Origin of the sequence: Aeromonas sp. QDB23 (genome assembly GCF_027707745.1) — a bacterium.
Taxonomy (GTDB): domain Bacteria; phylum Pseudomonadota; class Gammaproteobacteria; order Enterobacterales; family Aeromonadaceae; genus Aeromonas; species Aeromonas allosaccharophila.
The window spans coordinates 38723-57398 of sequence record NZ_JAPCJA010000014.1 but is presented as its reverse complement, the minus strand read 5'-3'; the positions used below and the strand labels follow the sequence as shown (position 1 = coordinate 57398).

General features: G+C 62.0%; 15 protein-coding genes and 1 riboswitch. Of the genes, 9 read left to right on the top strand and 6 right to left on the bottom strand.

Translation table 11 applies throughout. The features are described 5' to 3' along the window. Positions 1–18 precede the first annotated feature (18 nt). Together PG888_RS08625 and PG888_RS08620 are read right to left on the bottom strand one after the other, a co-directional pair. Positions 19–2613, bottom strand: a complete 2595-nt coding sequence (locus tag PG888_RS08625; RefSeq protein WP_270693262.1) for a glycosyl hydrolase family 18 protein — start codon at positions 2611–2613, stop codon at positions 19–21. A 211-nt stretch (positions 2614–2824) separates the two neighbouring features. Continuing rightward, positions 2825–2912, bottom strand: a riboswitch (cyclic di-GMP riboswitch). A 234-nt stretch (positions 2913–3146) separates the two neighbouring features. After that, positions 3147–6602 (bottom strand): hybrid sensor histidine kinase/response regulator, encoded by a 3456-nt coding sequence (locus tag PG888_RS08620; RefSeq protein ID WP_270693261.1) that lies wholly within the window; start codon positions 6600–6602, stop codon positions 3147–3149. A 224-nt stretch (positions 6603–6826) separates the two neighbouring features. Here PG888_RS08620 and PG888_RS08615 point away from each other — a divergent pair, with 224 nt between their 5' ends. Genes PG888_RS08615 through PG888_RS08605 form a run of 3 tightly spaced genes read left to right on the top strand, consistent with a single transcriptional unit; the run spans position 6827 to position 8820 of the window. Then, positions 6827–7450: a DUF2975 domain-containing protein gene (locus tag PG888_RS08615; protein WP_270693260.1), complete on the top strand. Its 624-nt coding sequence runs from the start codon at positions 6827–6829 to the stop codon at positions 7448–7450. Positions 7451–7457: 7 nt separating this feature from the next. Further along, positions 7458–7667 carry a helix-turn-helix domain-containing protein gene (locus tag PG888_RS08610; RefSeq protein WP_042656491.1) on the top strand — a complete coding sequence of 70 codons (210 nt, stop codon included), beginning with the start codon at positions 7458–7460 and terminating at the stop codon, positions 7665–7667. 7 nt (positions 7668–7674) lie between these two features. After that, complete coding sequence (locus PG888_RS08605) at positions 7675–8820, top strand: hypothetical protein (RefSeq protein ID WP_270693259.1); 1146 nt, start codon at positions 7675–7677, stop codon at positions 8818–8820. A 77-nt stretch (positions 8821–8897) separates the two neighbouring features. On the opposite strand, the gene PG888_RS08600 is transcribed toward PG888_RS08605, so the two are convergent. Both PG888_RS08600 and PG888_RS08595 read right to left on the bottom strand, forming a co-directional pair. Beyond that, positions 8898–10052 (bottom strand): 3-phenylpropionate MFS transporter, encoded by a 1155-nt coding sequence (locus PG888_RS08600; RefSeq protein ID WP_111805191.1) that lies wholly within the window; start codon positions 10050–10052, stop codon positions 8898–8900. A gap of 290 nt (positions 10053–10342) precedes the next feature. Then, complete coding sequence (locus tag PG888_RS08595) at positions 10343–12448, bottom strand: TonB-dependent hemoglobin/transferrin/lactoferrin family receptor (protein ID WP_075114041.1); 2106 nt, start codon at positions 12446–12448, stop codon at positions 10343–10345. Positions 12449–12642: 194 nt separating this feature from the next. Here PG888_RS08595 and PG888_RS08590 point away from each other — a divergent pair, with 194 nt between their 5' ends. From PG888_RS08590 to PG888_RS08580, 3 genes are read left to right on the top strand one after another with little or no spacing between them, the layout of a single operon-like run. Beyond that, positions 12643–13614, top strand: coding sequence for a ChaN family lipoprotein (locus PG888_RS08590; RefSeq protein ID WP_270693258.1), 972 nt, complete (start codon positions 12643–12645; stop codon positions 13612–13614). 26 nt (positions 13615–13640) lie between these two features. Next, positions 13641–14195 (top strand): cysteine hydrolase family protein, encoded by a 555-nt coding sequence (locus PG888_RS08585; RefSeq protein ID WP_270693257.1) that lies wholly within the window; start codon positions 13641–13643, stop codon positions 14193–14195. Positions 14196–14232: 37 nt separating this feature from the next. Then, complete coding sequence (locus tag PG888_RS08580) at positions 14233–14616, top strand: hypothetical protein (protein ID WP_005335256.1); 384 nt, start codon at positions 14233–14235, stop codon at positions 14614–14616. A gap of 87 nt (positions 14617–14703) precedes the next feature. Here the strand turns inward: PG888_RS08580 and hutZ are convergent, their stop codons facing one another. Together hutZ and hutX are read right to left on the bottom strand one after the other, a co-directional pair. Beyond that, a complete protein-coding gene (hutZ, locus tag PG888_RS08575) occupies positions 14704–15261 on the bottom strand; it encodes a heme utilization protein HutZ (protein ID WP_005335257.1) in 558 nt (185 codons plus the stop codon). Then, positions 15258–15770: a heme utilization cystosolic carrier protein HutX gene (gene hutX, locus PG888_RS08570; protein ID WP_270693256.1), complete on the bottom strand. Its 513-nt coding sequence runs from the start codon at positions 15768–15770 to the stop codon at positions 15258–15260. Before hutX ends, hutZ begins: the two co-directional genes overlap by 4 nt. Positions 15771–15940: 170 nt before the next feature. On the opposite strand from hutX, the gene PG888_RS08565 reads away from it, so the two are divergent. The 3 genes from PG888_RS08565 to PG888_RS08555 are packed head-to-tail and all read left to right on the top strand — an operon-like array spanning position 15941 to position 18656. Continuing rightward, on the top strand, positions 15941–16792 hold the full coding sequence (locus PG888_RS08565; protein ID WP_270693255.1) for a heme/hemin ABC transporter substrate-binding protein: 852 nt from the start codon (positions 15941–15943) through the stop codon (positions 16790–16792). Continuing rightward, entirely contained in the window at positions 16789–17820 is a 1032-nt protein-coding gene (locus PG888_RS08560) for a FecCD family ABC transporter permease (RefSeq protein ID WP_270693254.1), read from the top strand. The genes PG888_RS08565 and PG888_RS08560 overlap by 4 nt, the downstream gene beginning before the upstream one ends. An 11-nt stretch (positions 17821–17831) precedes the next feature. Continuing rightward, positions 17832–18656 carry a heme ABC transporter ATP-binding protein gene (locus PG888_RS08555; protein ID WP_270693253.1) on the top strand — a complete coding sequence of 275 codons (825 nt, stop codon included), beginning with the start codon at positions 17832–17834 and terminating at the stop codon, positions 18654–18656. Positions 18657–18676 lie beyond the last annotated feature (20 nt).

The following is an 18676-nucleotide window of genomic DNA, read 5'->3' as shown; positions in this document are numbered from 1 at the left end:
CCCGCCACTATTCCACGCTTATTTACAGCTGGCGGCCCCCACATCCTGCCAGACATCGTGTTTACCGGGCTCATTGCCCTTGGTCCAGTACTGCGCCTTCCACTGACGACCGTTATGGGTGGTGATCTCGCCACCGTTGTAGGCCACATTGGCATCCCAACCCAGTTGCACCTTGCTCACCAGCAGCCACTGATCCGCGGTGCGGCTCGGCTCGTTGCCCTGAGTCCAGTACTTGGCCTGCCACACCAGCTGGTTGTGGCTCACCTTGTCGCCGCTGTTATAGGTGCTTGCCGCTTTCCAGACTGGCCAATTGATCGCATCCGGATCAGTCGCCGTGCAACCACCGCCACTGCTGGCCGGTTTGACCGTCAGACGGGTTGCCGCACTGGCATCCAGCCCGCCGTCGGAGACGGTGACGCTCAGGTCATAGCCGGTGTCGCTGGTCACGCTCGGGCCGGTGACCACCAGAGTGGCGCTGTTCTGACCCGTTGCGGTGATGCCTGCCGGCACGCTCCACTGATAGGTCAGGGGATCGCCATTCGGATCGGAGGCGGTCGCCTTGAGGGTCACCTGCTTGCCCGCCTCCACAGAGGCCGTGGCAGGTACACTCACCACCGGCGCCAGGTTGACTTGCGGCGCCTTGTTGGTCACCACCACCTGATCACGGGCAGTAAGGTTGTGGTCATCGGTCACCGTCAGCTCGAACACCAGATTGATGTCGGCAGCCACCGCGTCCAGCACCACACGGGCCTTGGCCTGAGTGGCATCGAGCAAACCAGCCTGCGGCCCGGAGATCTGCTTCCAGCTATAGCCGAGTGCGCTGTTCTCTGGATCGTGGGAGGCCGAACCATCCAGCGTCACCTCGGTCGGGCCGGTCACCTTAAGGTCACTGCCCGCATTGGCCAGCGGCGGCTTGTTGGCCGGTGGCGTGACGCCACTGCCGTGACCCAGCCCCTCGTGCATGGCGTTAAGGATGTCGCCGTTGTCGGCATCGATCTCCCAGGAGAAGAGGCCACCGAGCTGATTGGATAGCACATACTGCCCCTTGGCCTTGACCGAACGCTCGTTGTCATAGGTGATGAGATCGCCGGTCGCCGCCTTGAACAGATAGGGCCCCTCGGCCACCTCGTCATAGCCCTGCTCCCAGCCCGCCCCCATCCGGTTGTTGACGATGTCGCGGTAATCCACCACCCCGTCCTCCCAGGTTCCCTTCACCTTGTCAGTTGCCGTACCGGTGAAGGGGTTGTTGCCCTGATAACCGCTCACCCCGGTCCAGCCACGACCATACATGGCGGCCCCGACCACCAGCTTGCCGGGCTCAACACCCTGCGCCAGCAACTGCCTGACCGCCTTGTCGGTGGTGTACTTGGTATCGGGATCCCAGCTCGCCGCATAGAGGTTGGTCTGGTGACCCAGCTCGGTCTTGCTCCAGCCACCGTTGTAGTCGTAGGTCATCATGAAGATGTGATCCATGTAGGGCTGGGCCGCCTTGTAGTCCACATCCTGGATCTTGTCGCCCCCCGCCCCGATGGCCGAGGTGAGCTCATACTGGCGCCCGGTCTCGACCTCCAGCTCGTCGAGCATGGCGCGCAGCTCCTTCATCAGTACCACATAGGTGGCACCATCGCTCGGGCTGCCCAGTTTCGGGTTGGCACCCTGACCACCCGGATACTCCCAGTCGATATCCACGCCATCGAAGAACTTCCAGGTCTGCAGGAACTCTTTTACCGAGCCGACGAACACATCGCGCTTGGTTTTATCACCGAGGAAGTAGAAGGGGTCGGATAGGGTCCAGCCGCCGACCGAGGGGAGGATCTTGAGGTTCGGATAGGCCTGCTTGAGCGCCATCAGGGCGCCAAAGTTGCCCTTGTAGGGCTCGTCATGGGCGGTGAGGCTGCCTTGCGGCATCTGGATGGCGGCCCAGGGATCGTGCATCGCCACCTTGAAGTCCGCCCGGCCGGCGCACGCCCGTTGCAGCGCCTGGAAGCTCCCTTCGATCTCCTTGAGGCTGTCGTTGAGGCCATCCCCGCCGCAGATGGGGGTGAAACCATAGAGGATATGGGTCAGGTTCTGGGCCGGGATCTTGTCAACCGTAAACTTGCGGCCATAGACTCCCCACTCCACATAGTAAGTCCCCACCACCTTGCCGGACTTGTTGGCGTAAGGCTTGTTGTTCTCCTGCAGCGGTGCCTTGAGTGGCGCCAGATGGCTGCCGTCGGTATCGGCGACCACGATCTCCTTGGCATCGGAGAGGGTACAGCCATCGGCGTTGCACAGCGCCACCTGCATCTGGTAGCGCCCCCCTTTCTTCACCTTGAATTTGGCGCTGCCCGCTGCGGCCGAGGGACCGGACCACACCTCCTGACCATTGAGCAGTACCTTGGCACTCTGGCCCAGATCGCCGCTCCAGAGGTTCCAGTTCACCTCCACATCGGCGCCATCCTTTACCCTGACCAGATTGTTGTAGGCAGTGGCCGCCTGATCGACTTCAACGATGGAAAACTTGGTGGGGCCCCATCCGATAGTGGACTTGCCGGGCGCCGCAGCATAAGCGGACGAGGCACAGCATAGACCGACCGCGAGGGCCAGCATGGTAGGCTTTGGACTTAGCATTTTTATATTTCCCTATTTCGTTATGTTGGCAACGAAAAGGGCTACGCCCTGACAGGGCACAGCATAGACCGACCGCGAGGGCCAGCATGGTAGGCTTTGGACTTAGCATTTTTATATTTCCCTATTTCGTTATGTTGGCAACGAAAAGGGCTACGCCCTGACAGGTAACGCAGACGGCAGTGCGGCCTCTTGGCAAAGGTGCACAACAACCTGTGGTGGCCCCGCTATCTCAAGTACGGCTCATCCCTGGACCGGAAGCTTTGCGTCCCGATCTTGCGATCGGTTTGCCCTTCGGTTACTTCATTTGCGATGCAAAAAATCGCATCCCGACTATAGAGTGAGCCAATCCGGTCTGCCACTGTCGGCGTTCACCGACAGTGGCAAGCCAATAGAGTAACTGGCAGCCATTACGCAGGAAGATGAAGATATCTTCGCCAATAAATCTCTGTTATCGGCATTCATCCATGACCAGGGCCTGCGGGATCATTGCACGGTTTTGTGAGCCGGTTCACGGCTAGCCGCCCCGGATGCGGCTAGCGCAGCAGCAGACTGTTCATCAGGGCTCGCAGTTTGAGCGGTTTGACCGGTTTGCTGATGTAGCCATACCCCCGCTCGCGGATCTGCGCCTGCAACTCGCTCTTGCGATCGGCACTGATGATGATGCCTCCCAGCTCGTCGCCACACACCCGTTGCAGGGCAGCCAGCGCCTCCAACCCGGTCTTGCCGTCGTCGAGGTGATAGTCGGAGAGCACCAGTCTCGGCACAAACCCGTCTGCCACCAGCGCCTCGGCTTCGGCCAGATCGACGGCGCAGCGCACCTCGCAGCCCCAACGGCCGAGTAGGGTGCTCATGGCGGTCAGAATGTCCCGCTCGTTGTCGATACAGAGCACGGCTACACCTTCCAGCTGGCTGTCACGCACCACCGGCGCCGCCAGCTGATGGGCCGTGACCGGCCGGGTCGCCAGATTGAGGGTCACCGCAAAGACCGATCCCTTGCCCGGCCAGCTCTGCAATGTGAGCTGATGACCGAGCACCTGCGAGATGCCGCGGGCGATGGCAAGCCCCAGACCCAGCCCCTGCTCCTTTGCGGTGCGGGAGTGATCGAGGCGGGAGAACTCGTCGAAGATCGCCTCCTGCTTGTCCTGCGGGATGCCGGGGCCGTTGTCCCACACCTCGATGCGGATCTTCTCCCCGATCCGGCGACAACCGAGCAGCACCCGACCACCCGGGTTGTAGCGAAACGCATTGGTGAGGAAGTTCTGCAGCACCCGGCGCAGCAGCCGCACATCGCTGTGCACCGCATGCTTGCTCTCCACCACCGAGAAGTGGATCCCCCCCGCCTGCGCCAGCACGCCAAACTCCGCCTTGAGGTTGTCGAACAAATCGCGCAGGGCAAAATCGAGCTTCTTGGCCTTGAACTTGCCCGCTTCGAGTCGCGAGATATCGAGCAGATCGGTGATGAGATCCTCGGTCGCCCCCAACGCATCGTCGATATGGCGGGCGATACGAGCCTGCTCGCCAGCCGCGGGCAGCATCTCCAGCAAGGAGGAGGTAAACAGCTTGGCGGCATTGAGCGGCTGGGTCAGATCGTGGCTGACCGCCGCCAGAAAACGGCTCTTGGAGTGGTTGGCCCGCTCCACCTGCTGGTTCACCAGCAGCAGCTGACGGTTCAGTTCGGAGAGCTCATGGGTGCGCTCGGCCACCCGCGCCTCCAGATGTTCGTTCGCTTCGCGCAGCACCCGCTCAGCATCGCGAAACGGCGTAATGTCGGTAAAGGTCATGACGAAGCCGCCAGCGGGCATGGGGTTACCCTGCATCTCGATCACCCGCCCGTCGGGGCGCTCCCGCGCCGAGATATGGGCGCTGCCGCGCTTCATAAAGGCGACCCGCCGCGCCACGTGATCCTCGATATCACCGGGGCCACAGAGCCCCTGCTCGGCGTTGTAGCGGATGATCTCCTCGATGGAGCGCCCCGCCTGAATAAGACCCAGCGGATAGTGGAACAGCTCGATGTAACGGCGGTTCCAGGCTACCAGCCGAAGCTCCCTGTCCACCACCGAGATCCCCTGCCCGATATGCTCGATCGCCCCTTGCAGCAGACCGCGGTTGAAGCGGAATACGTCGGAGGCCTCATCGACTATGGTGGCGATCTCCTCGAGCTGCATGTTGCGCCCCTGCAGGGCCGAGGCGAGCACCAGCCGTGCCGACGAGGTACCAAACACCCCCGCCAGCAGCCTCTCGGTGTGGGCGATCAATTCGGCCGAGGCCTGCATCTGCGGAGCTAGCGTGCCGCCCCGCTCACCGGCGAAGCGACCAAAGGCGCGCTTGACCCGGCTTGAACCGACGAAACGGGCCGCCAGCATCTCCAGCTCCTTGACCGAGACCCGCGCCTGATAGAGGGCGGCGGTATCGCGGCTCGGCTTGCCGACAAAGTTGGCCGCCTGCAGCCGCTCGCTCACTGCAGGGCGAGACAACAAGGAACCGGCCACATAGCCGAGCAGGTTGAAGAGCAGGCTCAGGAAGATGCACCAGGCCCCGAGACTCAGTTCGCGAAACGCGGGCCAGTCCGGCGGCGCCAGCAGCTCGGCCAAGGGCGAGCCCGCCAGCAAGCCACTCTCTACCAGCAGAGTCACGAACCAGAGACTCACCCCGAGGCTCAACCCAAGATAGACCCCCTTGCGATTGCCGTGACGCCAGTAGAGGCCGAGCAGCAGGGCCGGCGCAAACTGCGCCACCGCGCCAAAGGAGAGATAGCCGATGCGGGAGAGACTGGTGAGATCGCCGAGCCAGAGGTAGAGCCCCCAGGCCGCCAGCAAGATCAGCAGGATGGCGCCACGGCGCACCTGCAACAGCAGCCGCACCAGCCGCTCGTCGCGCCCCTGCCGCCAGAAGCGGCGCAGCAGCACCGGCAACACCAGATCGTTGCTCACCATGATCGCCAGCGCGATGGTGCAGACGATCACCATGCCGGTGGCCGCCGAGGTGCCGCCGAGAAACGCCAGCATCGCCATGCCATCGAAACCGAGGGCCATCGGCAGACTGATCACATAGGTGTCGGAGGCCATATCGGCACCCACCCACTGCTTGCCCGCCAGCGCCAGCGGCCAGATAAAAAGCCCCATCACGAACAGGTAGAGCGGGAATATCCAGCGCGCCCAGTGCAGATCCTGCCCCTGATTGTTCTCCACCACAGTCACATGAAACTGGCGCGGCAGGCAGATGACGGCGCACATCGCCAGCACCGTATAGATGGCAAGCTCCAGCAGATTGCCGGGGCTCACCGCCATCACCTGTGCAAAGAAGTCGCGGGTCACCTGCTCGTGGGCAACGCCGGGTTTGCTCAAGATCAGCCAGAGGGCAAAGCCCCCCACCGCGATAAAGGCCAGCAATTTGACCACCGACTCGAAGGCGATGGCCACCACCATCCCCCTGTGGTGCTCGGTGGCATCAAGATGGCGGGTACCGAACAGGATGCTGAACAGCGCCAGCAGCAGAGTGACCCCGAGCGCCAGCTCGCTGGTATTGCTGGTCGGGCTGATGCCGCCACTGTTGACCATCAGCAGATCCAGCCCGGTGACGATGGCTTTCAGTTGCAGCACCAGATAGGGGAGGATCCCCATGATGGCGATAAGGGAGATCACCATGGCGAGCCGCTGGGATTTGCCGTAACGGGCGGCGATGAAGTCGGCAATGGAGGTGATATGTTCCCGCTTGGCCACCAGAATGAGGCGCGCCAGCAGCCGCCAGCCAAACAGGAATACCAGCATGGGACCAAGGTAGATGGGCACCGGCGACCAGGGGGATTCACTCGCCTGCCCCACGGTACCGAAGAAGGTCCAGGAGGTGCAGTAGACCGCCAGCGACAGACTGTAGAGCAGCGGTTGCCCCTTGAGACGGTGCCGTTTGTGCTTGTCTGCCACGAAAGCGATCAGAAACAGCAGCCCCAGATAGGTGAGCGACAATCCGATCAGCAGCCATCCCTGGTGCATCGATAACTCCTTGTCCATGTTGAGTTTTTGTATACAGCCTCGCCAGTCTAGAGAGGCAGCAGCCAAAAGTCATCCCCTTCGGGCAGATTGAAATTATCGTTTTTCAATAAGTTTTGCCTTGACTGAATATCGTAAAACGATAAACATTCGCCCATCTGCATATTGATAAACAATAAACTTCACGCCATTTCGCCAGCGGGATGGCACCCACCATGAGGTTCATGATGAGAACGACCAAACTCGAACGCCTGAGCGTTCTAATCGAGTGGCTGCTGCTGTTTACCCTGCTCGCCACCCCCACCATTACCCTGATGGAGACCTGGTCCCACCTGTTTGGCGGCAATGACCTGCTGCAAGAGGAGCTCAACCAGATCATCCACAGCAGCGGCTCGCACATTCTCAACGGCGTACCGCTGGCAAATGGTGATACGCCGTCCCTCGACCTCTTGCCAGAGTCCCCCCTTACCATTGCCGATTATCCGCTGCGCACCGCCAACCGGCTGCTCGGCACCCTGGTGCAGTTGCTGCCGGATCTGGTCTTTATGCTGATGCTGTGGCAACTGCGCCAGCTGTTTCGCGGCTACCGCCACGGCCTGCTGTTCACCTTCGAGCAGATCCGCCGCTACCGGCAGATCGGAGTGCTGCTCTGCGTCTCCTTCCTGGTCGAGCTGATCCAGACCCCCTTGCTGGATACCGTCCTCACCATGAGCGGCCCCGAGATACATGGCTCCGTCTCCATCAGCTCGTCCGATTTCCGGCTGCTGCTGGCGGGCCTTATCGTACTGGCGCTGGCACTGGTGATGCGCGAGGCCAAGCTGCTGGCCGACGAACAGCAACTGACGGTGTGAGGATCCTATGCCTATCATCATCCGGCTCGACGCCCTGCTGGCCGACCGTAAAATGACCGCCCGCGAACTGGCGCAGCGCATCGACATCACCGAAGCCAACCTCTCGATCCTCAAAAATGGCCACGCCAAGGCGGTGCGCTTCTCCACCCTGGAGGCCATCTGCCGTGAACTCAAATGCCAGCCCGGCGATCTGCTGGGCTACGAGCAGGAGCGCTAACCCCCTTATGAGTCGTCATATCACCCTGTTTGCCCTGTGGCTGCTGCCACTGTGGGCCTGCGCCGCCGATGGCGCGAACGGCCCCCGCTACCTTATCGAGCAGGGCGCCAGCGCCAATGTGCTGCAAGTACGCCTCACCATGCAGGGCGAGCCCCCCTTTACCCTGCTCCCCGCCCGCCAGTTGCCGGGCAGTACCGCGCCGGTTTCCTCCGCGCTGGTCTGCCTTGCAGACAACCAGCCGGTTGCCCTCAACCAGCCCTTCCCCTGCAAAGAGGTTGGCTGGCAGATCACCCTCACACCGGCTCCGGCACTGGGGGCGGATGCCTCGGCCCAACAGTCGCTGCTGTTTGCTCCTAACCAGTGGCTATTGACCGAGTGGGGCAATCTGGTGCGCCAGCTTGGGAGCCGCCAAGGGAAGGTCTGTCTGCCAGATGGCAGCTGCCAACCGCTGCCGGATGTCAACCAGCCGCCGCTGATCCTGCCATTTGGTCTGGACACTGTGCCCGTCACCAAGCCGGATCCGCGGCTGGTGCTGAGCCATGACGAGACCGCCAATCAGCTCGATCTGCCGGCCTTGCAGCAGCAACTGAATGAGATCATCGACTATCTGGCCTTCCAGCTCGATGTGGATCCGCCCACTCACCCATGGCAACTGGTGTGGCTGGGGCGGGATGTGGCGACCCGCTCCCTCGGCGGCGCCTCCGGGGATCAGATGTTTGTCGCCAACTACCCCACCATGGCTGGCAAACCGACGCCACAGGCGCCCCTGCGCCTGCTGCGCACCTCGGCCCACGAGGCGGTGCACATCCTCAGCGCTCGCCGTGCTGCTCCACAGCCCACCTGGGTCAACGAGCTGGCCGAGCGGGGCAACCAGCTGCCCCATAGCGAGAGCGGCCTTTATCAGGCGGCCCGCGAGGTGCTGGCGGGCGATCGCTCCTACTACCCGATCTTTTACGTCAAGGGGAGCGCCTTCTGGGAAGCGCTGGAGCGAGAGCTGCAACACAATGACGCCACCCTGGCGCAACTGTTACCCCAACTGGGCTGGCTACCGGATGGCCGCTTTGATGCCGCCGCCAATGAGCTGCTTGCTGGCACCATCGGCTCGGATACCTGGCGCCGTCTCAGTCGCCGCTATCTTGGCGAGCAACAGTAACGCCGCAAACCGCAGCAACGAAAAAGGGAGAGCCGTGGCTCTCCCTTTTTCCAGGTGATGATTCAGACAGAGCTGTATCAGGCCGGAGCACTCTCCTGTGCAGATGGCGCAAAGGGGCGCAGCCGCAGGAAAAACACCGGCAACACCACCAGCACCATCAGGAAGAAGATGCCACCGCCGATAGGCTCGAACAGTACGCCACAAATCGCCATCAGGGCCGCCACTGTCATGCCGAGACCAAGGGCCGCATAGAGCGCCTGAGTCGGGATCAACTGCTCGGCAGGCAGCTGGCGAGTCATGAAACGCACCGCCCCCAGATGGCTCATGCCAAACGTGACCGAGTGGAGCAACTGCCCCAGCACCAATACCCACAACTCGGTCGAGGCACCCAGCAATACCCAGCGCACCACACAACCGATGGCACCTGCGATAAAGAGGCTCTGGGCGCCAAAGCGCTGCAAGAAACGCTTGTCGGCGGCGAACATGCAGATCTCCGCCACCACCCCCAGCGCCCAGAGATAGCCAATGATGGTGCCGCTATACCCTTGCGCCTTCCAGTAGATGGCGCTGAAACCGTAATAGGCGGCGTGGCTCCCCTGCAGCAGAGCGGTCAGCAGCAGGAAGCGGCGCACCGGTGCGCTGCGCAGGGTTGCCAGCAAAGAGGCTTTGGCGCGCTCGCCCTGACTATCCTGTGGCGCCGGATAGAGCGGCAGCCAGCTGAGCAGCAGCATCAGCACCAGCCCCGCCACCATGGTGTGCAAAATCCACTCGCTACCGAAGTTGCCCACCAGTGCCCCCACCAAGGTCGAGGCGACGATAAAGGCAAATGAGCCGCACAGCCGTACCTTGCCGTAATCGAGGTGGGCCTGCACCACCATACGGGTCGCCAGCGCCTCTCCCACCGGCATCAGGGTCGGATAGATAAAGTTCGCCAGCAGGGTCAAGCCCACCAGCCACCAGAGGTTATGACTGAGGTAGAAGCCGAGAAACGCCAGCAGACTGAGCAGGGAGAGCAATCGGGTAACCGGCAGCAGATGGCCCGCCCCCTTGATCTGCCCCATCACCATCAGGTTGCCAGCAAAGCGGATCGCCATCCCTGCCCCCAGCAGGAGGCCGATCATCTCGGCGCTGACGCCCACCCCCTCCAGCCAGAGCGACCAGAACGGCAAGTAAGCGCCGTAGACAAAATAGAAGGCGCCGAAAAAGAGCGCTAACCAGGAGAACGCGGGCATAGATCCTCTGCAACCGGATGACGGGAGCAGAATGATAACCCATCCGCCCCCACAGATCCCGATGGAAACCCCACGAAGAAAACGAAAAAACTTCAATAAAATTGAACCATTACCGAAGAAGCGGGGTCTACTTGATAACACCTCCTCCTGGTTAGTGTTGCAATCCTTCCACCCGCCCATGGCGGGTTTCTTTTTTTAGGCAAACATCTGCCCTGCGCCATCGTCACAACATGGCGGCCGCAAAAAAGGGGCCGAAGCCCCTTTGATCATCTGCGTCTGTTGTTTGCTCTTTAGAATACGTATTTGACCCGTGCGCTCAGGTTACGGCCCGGTTCGGTCATCAGGCTGTTATCGGAGCCTTCGGCACGACCGGCTATGCGCTCGTAGCTGGTGTACTCCTTGTCAAACAGGTTGAAGACCCCGACGTTGAGCTGCAGGTCGGTCATCGGGTTGAACTGGGCGTACATATCCACCACACCCCAACCGGCGCTCTTCACGTAATCGTTGCCTTTGGCATCCTTGCGCACCTTGTCCATGTCGTCGGCAAAGCGCAGCGCGGTGTTGAAGTTCCACTGGGACTGTTCCAGACGCACACCGACCGAGCCGTTGAGCGGGCTCAGGCTGTTGATGTAGTTGCCATCCCCATCCTTGCCTTCAATGTAAGCCAGGTTGCCCCAGACATTGACGATGTCGTTGAGCCAGTAATCCGCCTTGGCCTCAACCCCTTTGGTAGTCGCCTTGCTCAGGTTCTGGTACTGGTAGACGGCGGTGCGCCCTTGTTGACCCACTTCCACCATCTCGATGAAATCATCGAACTTGTTGTAGAAGCTGGCCACTTCGTAGCTAAAGCCGTGGCTGTTGCCACGCACGCCGAGATCGATGCCGTCGCTGCTCTCAGGATTGAGGTTCGGGTTGGGCTCGATGCGATAGCCGTAAGCCTGATGGTTCAGGGTGGAGAAGGCGCTGTCATACATGGGGGCCTTGAAGCCGTGGCTGTACTGGGCGAACAGGTTGGCCGCCTCGTGCGCCTTGAACACCAGACCCAGCTTGGGTGACAACTCCCCTTCGGAGAACTTGTGCAGCTGATCGCCTGTGTAGGCGGGATCGTTGTCCGGGGTCATCCGGTAGTAGTCATAACGGGCACCCGGGGTCAACACCCAGCGCTCGCCAAACTTGATCTCGTCAAAGGCCCACAGGGCGCTGCGTTCGCTGGTGGTCGCCGGGAAGCTCAGCTCGTTGTAGCCGACAAAATCACCGGGAGTGGTCGGCCCCTTGTAACGGGTACGTTCGTTGTCGGTATGCTCGTATTCAGCGCCCCAGGCCAGACGGTGATTCGCGACCGCCTTGTGGAACTGCAACTGGGCGCCGATGTTCTTCTGATCGAACACATTGTGATCCAGCGAGTTTTTGGTCACATAGGGGTTGCCGGGGCTGACCGGATACTTGGACGAGGCGTACTGATCCAGCGTCTGCTTGGTGCGACCGAAGTAGACCTTGGTATCCATCCGATCGGCCCAGCCTTGATTCAGTGCGATACCGTGATCCAGCACCAGCGAGAGGTTGTCGGTCTGCTTGTCGGTGATGGGCTGATCAAAGACACGGGCAGTACCGGTCCCCACCTTGTTGAGCTTGACCGCATCCGGCTCCTCGCCATCGGTCAGGTAGTCAACGGTCAGCTTGAGGAACTGCTCATCGGAGAGATTCCACTTGCTCTTGAGCAGCAGGGCGTGGGTACCGATGTCGAAGTCGTTCTTGCTGGAGTCGTAATTCTGGGTCACCCCGCCATCACGCCAGGTGTAGCGCAGCAGGTTCTCCACCTCGCCGGTGCGCAGGGCGCCAGTAAAGCCCGCCATCTTCTGGTGACTGCTGGAGGCATAACCGCTGGTCACATCCAGATAGCTATCCTTGCCCTTAAGGAAGTCGCTGGCATCCTTGGTGGTGATGGCAATCACGCCACCCAACGCATCGGAGCCGTAGGCCGCAGACGCCGGCCCCTTGGCCACTTCCACCTGCTTGATCATGTCGGTATCAAAGTAACTCTGGCCGACACCGCCCTTGCTGTAGGCATCGTTCTGGCGCACCCCGTCGCGCACCACCTTGACCCGGTTTTCACCCATGCCGCGGATGACGAAGGTCTGGGCATCCCCCTGACCGCCGAGCACGGTCACACCGGGCTCGTAGCGGAACAGGTCGGCGACATTGGTGACGACCTGCTCTTCAATCTGCTTGGCGGTGATCACCGAGATGGGGCCGGAGACATCTTCCAGTTTTTGCTCCATCCGTGAGCCGCTGACGACCACGACTTCATCCGCCTTCTGGGTGGCAGCAAAGACCTGGGAAGAGAGACCGGCTGCCACGGCGAGGGCAACCAGAGAGAGTGCGTTATGATGGGTCACAGCGAATCCTTATTGAGAACTGTTATCAAACAGGCCGCATATTACCCAGCTCTCGACAAAGATCAACAATAAACGAAATCATTCTCATTTTGCTTTGAGCCAAATTGGTTTTACACTGTCGCCATGTGTTGCCCTAATTCTGTGTTAGCCCCCCGAGATGCACCGGCATCCGGGTATATCTGCCGTGAGATCCCATGATGAGACGACTTCCCCTGCTCGCCCTGCCGCTGCTGTTGGCAGCCTGTGCCACCCCCACCCAGCCGACCGTGTCATCACAGTTGCAGACGCTCTATGACTACCGGCTGAGCAGCGAGGGAGCCGCAGACCTGACGCTGGAGCAGGCGATCGCGCGCATTGCCGACGCCGACATCATTCTGGTGGGTGAGCTGCACAGCCATCCCGCCGTGCATCTGTTGCAATCGCGCCTGCTGAGCGGGCTCTACACCGCCGGCCAGCAACACGGGCGGCCATTGGCCCTCTCCATGGAGCAGTTCAGCCGCGCCGATCAGAAGACGCTGGATGCCTATCTGGCGGACAAGATTGGTGAAGCGGCATTGATCCGCGAAGGCAACGCCTGGCCCAACTATCCAAGCGACTACCGCCCGCTGGTAGAGTTTGCCAAGGTGCACCAGATGCCGGTGATCGCCGCCAACGCCCCCAAACCGCTGGTGAGCTGTGTCGGTCAGGAGGGGGCTGAGTGGCTCGACAAACTGCCAGCCGCACGCCGCAGCCAGCTGGCCCGCCAACTGACGCTGGGGGATGATCCCTATCGCCAGAAGTTTATGGCCTCCATGCACCACGGCGATGCCGACAGCAACGCCCGCCGCTTCGCCGCCCAGACCAGCTGGGACGACACCATGGCCGAGAGCATGGTGGATTATCTCGCCAAGCACCCGGGCCAGCAGATCATGCATATCGCCGGCAATTTCCACGTCGAGGGGGGGCTTGGGCTCGCCAGTCGCATCGCCAGCCGCAATCCGGCACTCAAGGTGGCACTGGTCGTGCCCCGTACAGATGAGACCTCTGTTGCAGATCGCGCAGCCGATGTGCAGGTAACCATCATGCCGCTGCCTAAGCGCTGGCAAAACAGTGACGAGATGAAGCAAGATATGGGCGCGCTGCATCAATCCCGCAGTCGTGACTGCAGCCAGTGGCTGCAACCCTAATCTTCAAGGAAACGGCGGGTAAGAAAATGGATGTGTTACTGATCATCGATGTGCAGCAAGGCTTGTTCAACGAGCCCCGTTACCACCAGGAACAAATGCTGGCCAATATCAACCGGGCGGCGGCCCATGTCAGGCAGCAGCAGGGACGGGTCATCTATATCCAGCATGACTCGCCCCCCGGCACCGAACTGGAACCGGGCACCCCGGGTTGGCAGTTGCACAGTGCGCTGCAACCGGGCAAGGGAGAGAACCGGGTACGCAAGACGGCCTGTGACAGCTTTCTCGACACCGAGCTCGCCTTCCTGCTGGCCGAGCAACCGGTCGATCGACTGATTATCTGTGGCTGTGCCACCGATTTTTGCGTCGACACCACGGTGCGCAGTGCCGCGTCTCATGGCTTCGAGGTGCTGGTGTTGAGCGATGGCCACACCACCGCCGACCGCCCGCACCTGAATGCGCCCCAGATCATCGAGCACCATCACTGGATGTGGCGCCACCTCAGCCTGCCGGAGGGGCGCAGTGTCACCCTGCTCACCACCGACGAACTGCTGGCAGTAACACCCGCCCTGCAGCCGTGCTAATCTGCGAGCCTCGCCTCGTTTCTCACTGGAGTCTGTCGTGCGCCTGTTGTCTGCCACCCTGTTGTTGATTGTTCCCCTGCTGTCGGCCTGCTCCAGCTTGCCCGGACAGAAGTATGACGGGCCGGAACCCCTGTTTCTGACCCATATCAACGAGGAGGGGAGCAAGCGCTTCACCTTTGAAGCCGCGCCCAACGACACCTTGCCGCGCGGCCTCTCGGCAGCCCAGAGCCAGCGGCTGCTGGAACAGCGGGAAGCCTTGCAGGAGAACCTGCTGACCGAGACCCTGGCGACCAAGCAGTATTGCCGCCAGGGCTACATCGTACTGAGCCAGACCTCCTGGAAGGTACGGGGAGAGTGCAACGAAACGGCCACCGACGCCGATCGTCGCGCTTTTCCCAACAAGGCCAGCTGGCAGGATTGAACAGGCCGAATGAGATAACGCAATAAAAACGGGCAGCCAATTGGCTGCCCGTTTTGTTATGACGGCTGTCGTGGTCAACAGGGATCGTCAGACCGGCGCATCGGCCGGGCTGGTGAGCTCGGCACCGTTGTCGATGCGCTTGTGCCCTTCCACCAGATGGACGAAATCCACCAGCTCGTCACCGGAGACCGCGAACGCCTGGCCGAAGCCCTTGACGAATAGCCCCTGCTCCGGCTTGAGGCGGAACAGTTTGAAATCCTTGAGGTTGGAGAGACCCTTGATGATCTCGCCAAAGCGCCCTTCCAGCGCCGCGACCGCCTTGCTCCAGCGGGCGTCGTCACGGGCGACCACTTCCGCCACCGCATCGAAGGTCAAGCGCTTGCGGGCAAACAGCTCGCGGGCACCGCTCTCATCCTCGATCAGCATCAGGGATACCCGGGGCACCTGTTGCAGGTTGCGGGCATGGCGGGCGATCTCGGAGATCAGCACATAGTAGCCATCTTCCTGCAGCACAAACGGGGCATAGCTGGCGTTGGGATTGCCTTCACCATCGACGGTGGCGAGCTGCAGGGTGCGGCAGCTGTCGCGAAACTCGCGGATCTCCGGTTGCAGGCGGTTCTGCAGACGCTCCTGACGTTCACTCATGCTTTGACTTCCTCTTGAGAGTTGTGGCGCAGCGCCATGAAACGGGTGACCTGATCGGCCAGCAGCTGGCGTTTCTCGTCGCGCCCCAGATAGACCTTGAAGATGCAGCGGCCGGAGTGACCGAAGAACTGGAAGGAGTGCCCCTCCTTGCCCATGAACAGCTTGCTGACCAGCGCAATCCCCGCCACGTTGTCGAGCTTGAGGTGACCATGCAGCTCACCGTCGCGGCCCATCAGGTTGTAGTAGCCGCGTGCGTCCTTGCCTTTCGGGAAGGTGGCTTTTACCTCGAAGATGGATCCTTCGGATTCGACGATGGTGGTCACCGGGCCCCAGTCGGCCAGATCTTCCAGCAGACCCTGCGCGCGATCGGCGGGCAACAGGGTCACCAGCTCGGCGGGCAGATGACGAACCACCTCCCATTCGCTGATGGCAAGCTGGGCCGCCAGAGTAGACGGATGAGCGCCGGGATCCTGCTCCAGCAGCGCGTGAATGCGTTGTGCAATGCTCATGTTTTCTCCCTCTGCGAGACCGTGTCGTCCCGCTGTTTATCATGGCGGCTACTCTAATAAAGCACCGAAACCAATGCAATTGATAATTGCTATCATTATCAGTGCATTTTTTTCAAAGCCTTGATATTCTCGGCGGCACACCCGTTTCATTCACCCCTTCGGAGGTTAGCATGGGCCGTCGTCTTGCCCTCGCCATCACCCTGCTCTGCAGTTCACTGCCCCCCTTATCTGCCGTTGCCGCCGACGGACAGCAAGAGCGTATCGTCAGTATCGGCCCCGCTACCACAGAGCTCATTCTGGCCCTTGGTGGTGAATCGAGCCTGATCGCCACCGATGTCAGCAGCCCCTTGCCAAAAGGGCTGCCCAGGGTGGGCTATCACCGGGCACTGGCCGCCGAAGGGATCCTGAGTCTCTCCCCCACCCGACTGGTGGGCAGCGACGAGATGGGCCCGGCCCCGACCCTGGATCAGCTACGCCGTGCCGGGGTCAAGGTGGAGGTGCTGGCTACCGCGCCGACCCTCGCCAACCTCAACCAGCGTATCGACACCCTCGCCAGCCTGCTGGGCGACAAAGCCGCTGGCGATCGCCTGAAGGCAGAGATCCAGGCCCAGACCGATCAGCTGGCGGCGCAAGCCAAACAGAACAAACCGCTCAAGGTCGCCTTCCTGCTGCTGCACAAGGGGCAACCCACCAGCATCGCCGGAGGTGACACCACCGCCAGCGCGCTGGTCTCGCTGGCGGGTGGCATAAATCCGGTCGCCGAATTGCGCAACTACAAGCCGGTATCCGCCGAATCCCTCATCGAGATGCAGCCCGATCTGGTGCTGGTCAGCGGTCGTGACTGGCAGCAATATGCTGATCCGGCCAAGGTGCTGGCAGAAGTGCCCGCCCTGGCCGCCACCCCGGCTGGCAAGCGCAACGCCATTCACGCCATCGACGGTCACGCCCTGCAAGGGGGCCTGAGCCTCAACTCCCTGCAACAGGCGAACCAGATCGCCCAGTGGATCAAGCAGGGGTCATGATGCGCTTGCCCCTCTCCTGGCTGCTGGCCTTCACCACGGCCGCACTGGCGCTGTTGCTGCTCGGTTCGCTGGCTATCGGCCCCATGACCCTCACTCTGGGCGAGAGTCTGCGGGCGCTGTTTGCCGGGCAGGAGAGCGGGATTGAGTCGCACAAGCTGCTGATCGTGCAGGAAATTCGCCTGCCGAGAACCCTGCTCTGCATCGCAGTGGGCGGGATCCTCGGGCTCTGTGGCGCCGTGATGCAGGGACTGTTTCGCAACCCACTGGCTGACCCTGGCATCATAGGTGTCTCCGGCGGCGCGGCGCTCGGTGCTGCGCTCGCCATCGTGCTGCTGGCCCCCCTCGGCCAGCAGTTGCAAGCCACCATCGGGGTTGGCCTGCTGCCGCTGCTCGCCTTTCTCGGCGGCGCGCTCACCACCACCCTGGTCTATCTGCTCGGCACCCGTGAGGGAGGCACCTCGGTCACCGTCATGCTGCTGGCCGGGGTCGCCATCACGGCGCTCTCCGGCGCGGTGATCGGCCTGCTCACCTATCTGGCCGACGATCAGATGCTGCGCAACCTGAGCCTGTGGCAGATGGGAACGCTGGCAGCAGGCAAACCGGCCGATGTGGCGCTGGCCCTGCTCACGTTGGCGGCCCTGCTGTGGCTCTTTATGCGCGATGCCAATCCCCTCAACGCCCTGCTGCTGGGTGAGGGGGAGGCCCGTCATCTGGGGGTCAATGTGCAGTCCCTCAAACGCCGCCTTATTCTGCTCACCGCAGCGGGCGTCGGAGTGGCGGTGGCGGTATCGGGGATGATCGGCTTCGTCGGGCTGGTGGTGCCCCATCTGGTGCGCCTGCTGGCGGGCCCCAACCATGTCAGGTTACTGCCACTCTCGGCCCTGCTTGGCGCCGCCCTGCTGCTGGCGGCCGACATGCTGGCGCGCACCCTGCTGGCCCCGGCCGAGCTGCCGGTGGGCATCATCACTGCCCTGCTCGGCGCCCCCTTCTTCATCTGGCTGCTGGTAAAAGGCCGCCGCGCCCTTTGATACGGACTGTTATGCAACCACTCTCATCCGCACTCTCATCCTCACTCTCCTCCCCCCTGTTGAGCTGCAGCCGGCTCAGCCTGCGACGTGGCCAGCGCCAGATCCTGGATGGGCTCGATCTCGACCTCGAGTGCGGCACCCTCACCGCCCTACTCGGCCCCAACGGGGCGGGCAAGAGCTCGCTGCTCAAGTGCCTGACCGGCGAGCTGGAATATGAGGGTTCCATCACCCTGTTTGGCGCGGATCGCCAGCAGTGGGACAGCGGCCAGCTGGCCCACCGACTCGGGGTATTGCCGCAAAGCTCCTCCCTCAACTTCCCCTTTCTCTGCGAGGAAGTGGTCGCCATGGGACGCTTGCCCCACAGTGAACCGGCGGCGCGGCGCGACGAGATAGTGGCGGCGGCCATGACCCATGCCGGGGTCGAACATCTGGCCAAGCGGCTCTATCCGGGGCTCTCCGGCGGTGAACGGCAACGGGTGCAGTTTGCCCGGGTGCTGGCGCAGATCTGGCAGGCCCCCTCCCCAACCGAGCAGGCCGAGCAACCCCGCCTGCTGCTGCTCGACGAGCCCACCTCGGCGCTGGATCTGAAATACCAGCATCAGCTGCTCACCATGGCGCGCGCCCTGGCCAGCCGCAATACTGCCGTGCTGGTGGTGCTGCACGACCTCAATCTGGCGGCGCGCTATGCTGATCGGCTGGTGATGCTGGAGCGGGGCAAGCTGATGGCCGATGGCACGCCTGCCGAGGTGCTCACCCCAACGCTCATCGCCCGTCTCTATGACTATCCGGCACAGGTGATCCACCACCCCGAGAGCGGCCTGCCGATGGTGGTGTGAAGGAGGGGCCGCCGGACGCG

Coding starts and splice junctions, on each gene's coding strand:
- PG888_RS08625 (WP_270693262.1), bottom strand. CDS start 2,613: ATGCTAAGTCCAAAGCCTACCATGCTGGCCCTCGCGGTCGGTCTATGC.
- PG888_RS08620 (WP_270693261.1), bottom strand. CDS start 6,602: ATGCACCAGGGATGGCTGCTGATCGGATTGTCGCTCACCTATCTGGGG.
- PG888_RS08615 (WP_270693260.1), top strand. CDS start 6,827: ATGAGAACGACCAAACTCGAACGCCTGAGCGTTCTAATCGAGTGGCTG.
- PG888_RS08610 (WP_042656491.1), top strand. CDS start 7,458: ATGCCTATCATCATCCGGCTCGACGCCCTGCTGGCCGACCGTAAAATG.
- PG888_RS08605 (WP_270693259.1), top strand. CDS start 7,675: ATGAGTCGTCATATCACCCTGTTTGCCCTGTGGCTGCTGCCACTGTGG.
- PG888_RS08600 (WP_111805191.1), bottom strand. CDS start 10,052: ATGCCCGCGTTCTCCTGGTTAGCGCTCTTTTTCGGCGCCTTCTATTTT.
- PG888_RS08590 (WP_270693258.1), top strand. CDS start 12,643: ATGATGAGACGACTTCCCCTGCTCGCCCTGCCGCTGCTGTTGGCAGCC.
- PG888_RS08585 (WP_270693257.1), top strand. CDS start 13,641: ATGGATGTGTTACTGATCATCGATGTGCAGCAAGGCTTGTTCAACGAG.
- hutZ (WP_005335257.1), bottom strand. CDS start 15,261: ATGAGTGAACGTCAGGAGCGTCTGCAGAACCGCCTGCAACCGGAGATC.
- hutX (WP_270693256.1), bottom strand. CDS start 15,770: ATGAGCATTGCACAACGCATTCACGCGCTGCTGGAGCAGGATCCCGGC.
- PG888_RS08565 (WP_270693255.1), top strand. CDS start 15,941: ATGGGCCGTCGTCTTGCCCTCGCCATCACCCTGCTCTGCAGTTCACTG.
- PG888_RS08560 (WP_270693254.1), top strand. CDS start 16,789: ATGATGCGCTTGCCCCTCTCCTGGCTGCTGGCCTTCACCACGGCCGCA.
- PG888_RS08555 (WP_270693253.1), top strand. CDS start 17,832: ATGCAACCACTCTCATCCGCACTCTCATCCTCACTCTCCTCCCCCCTG.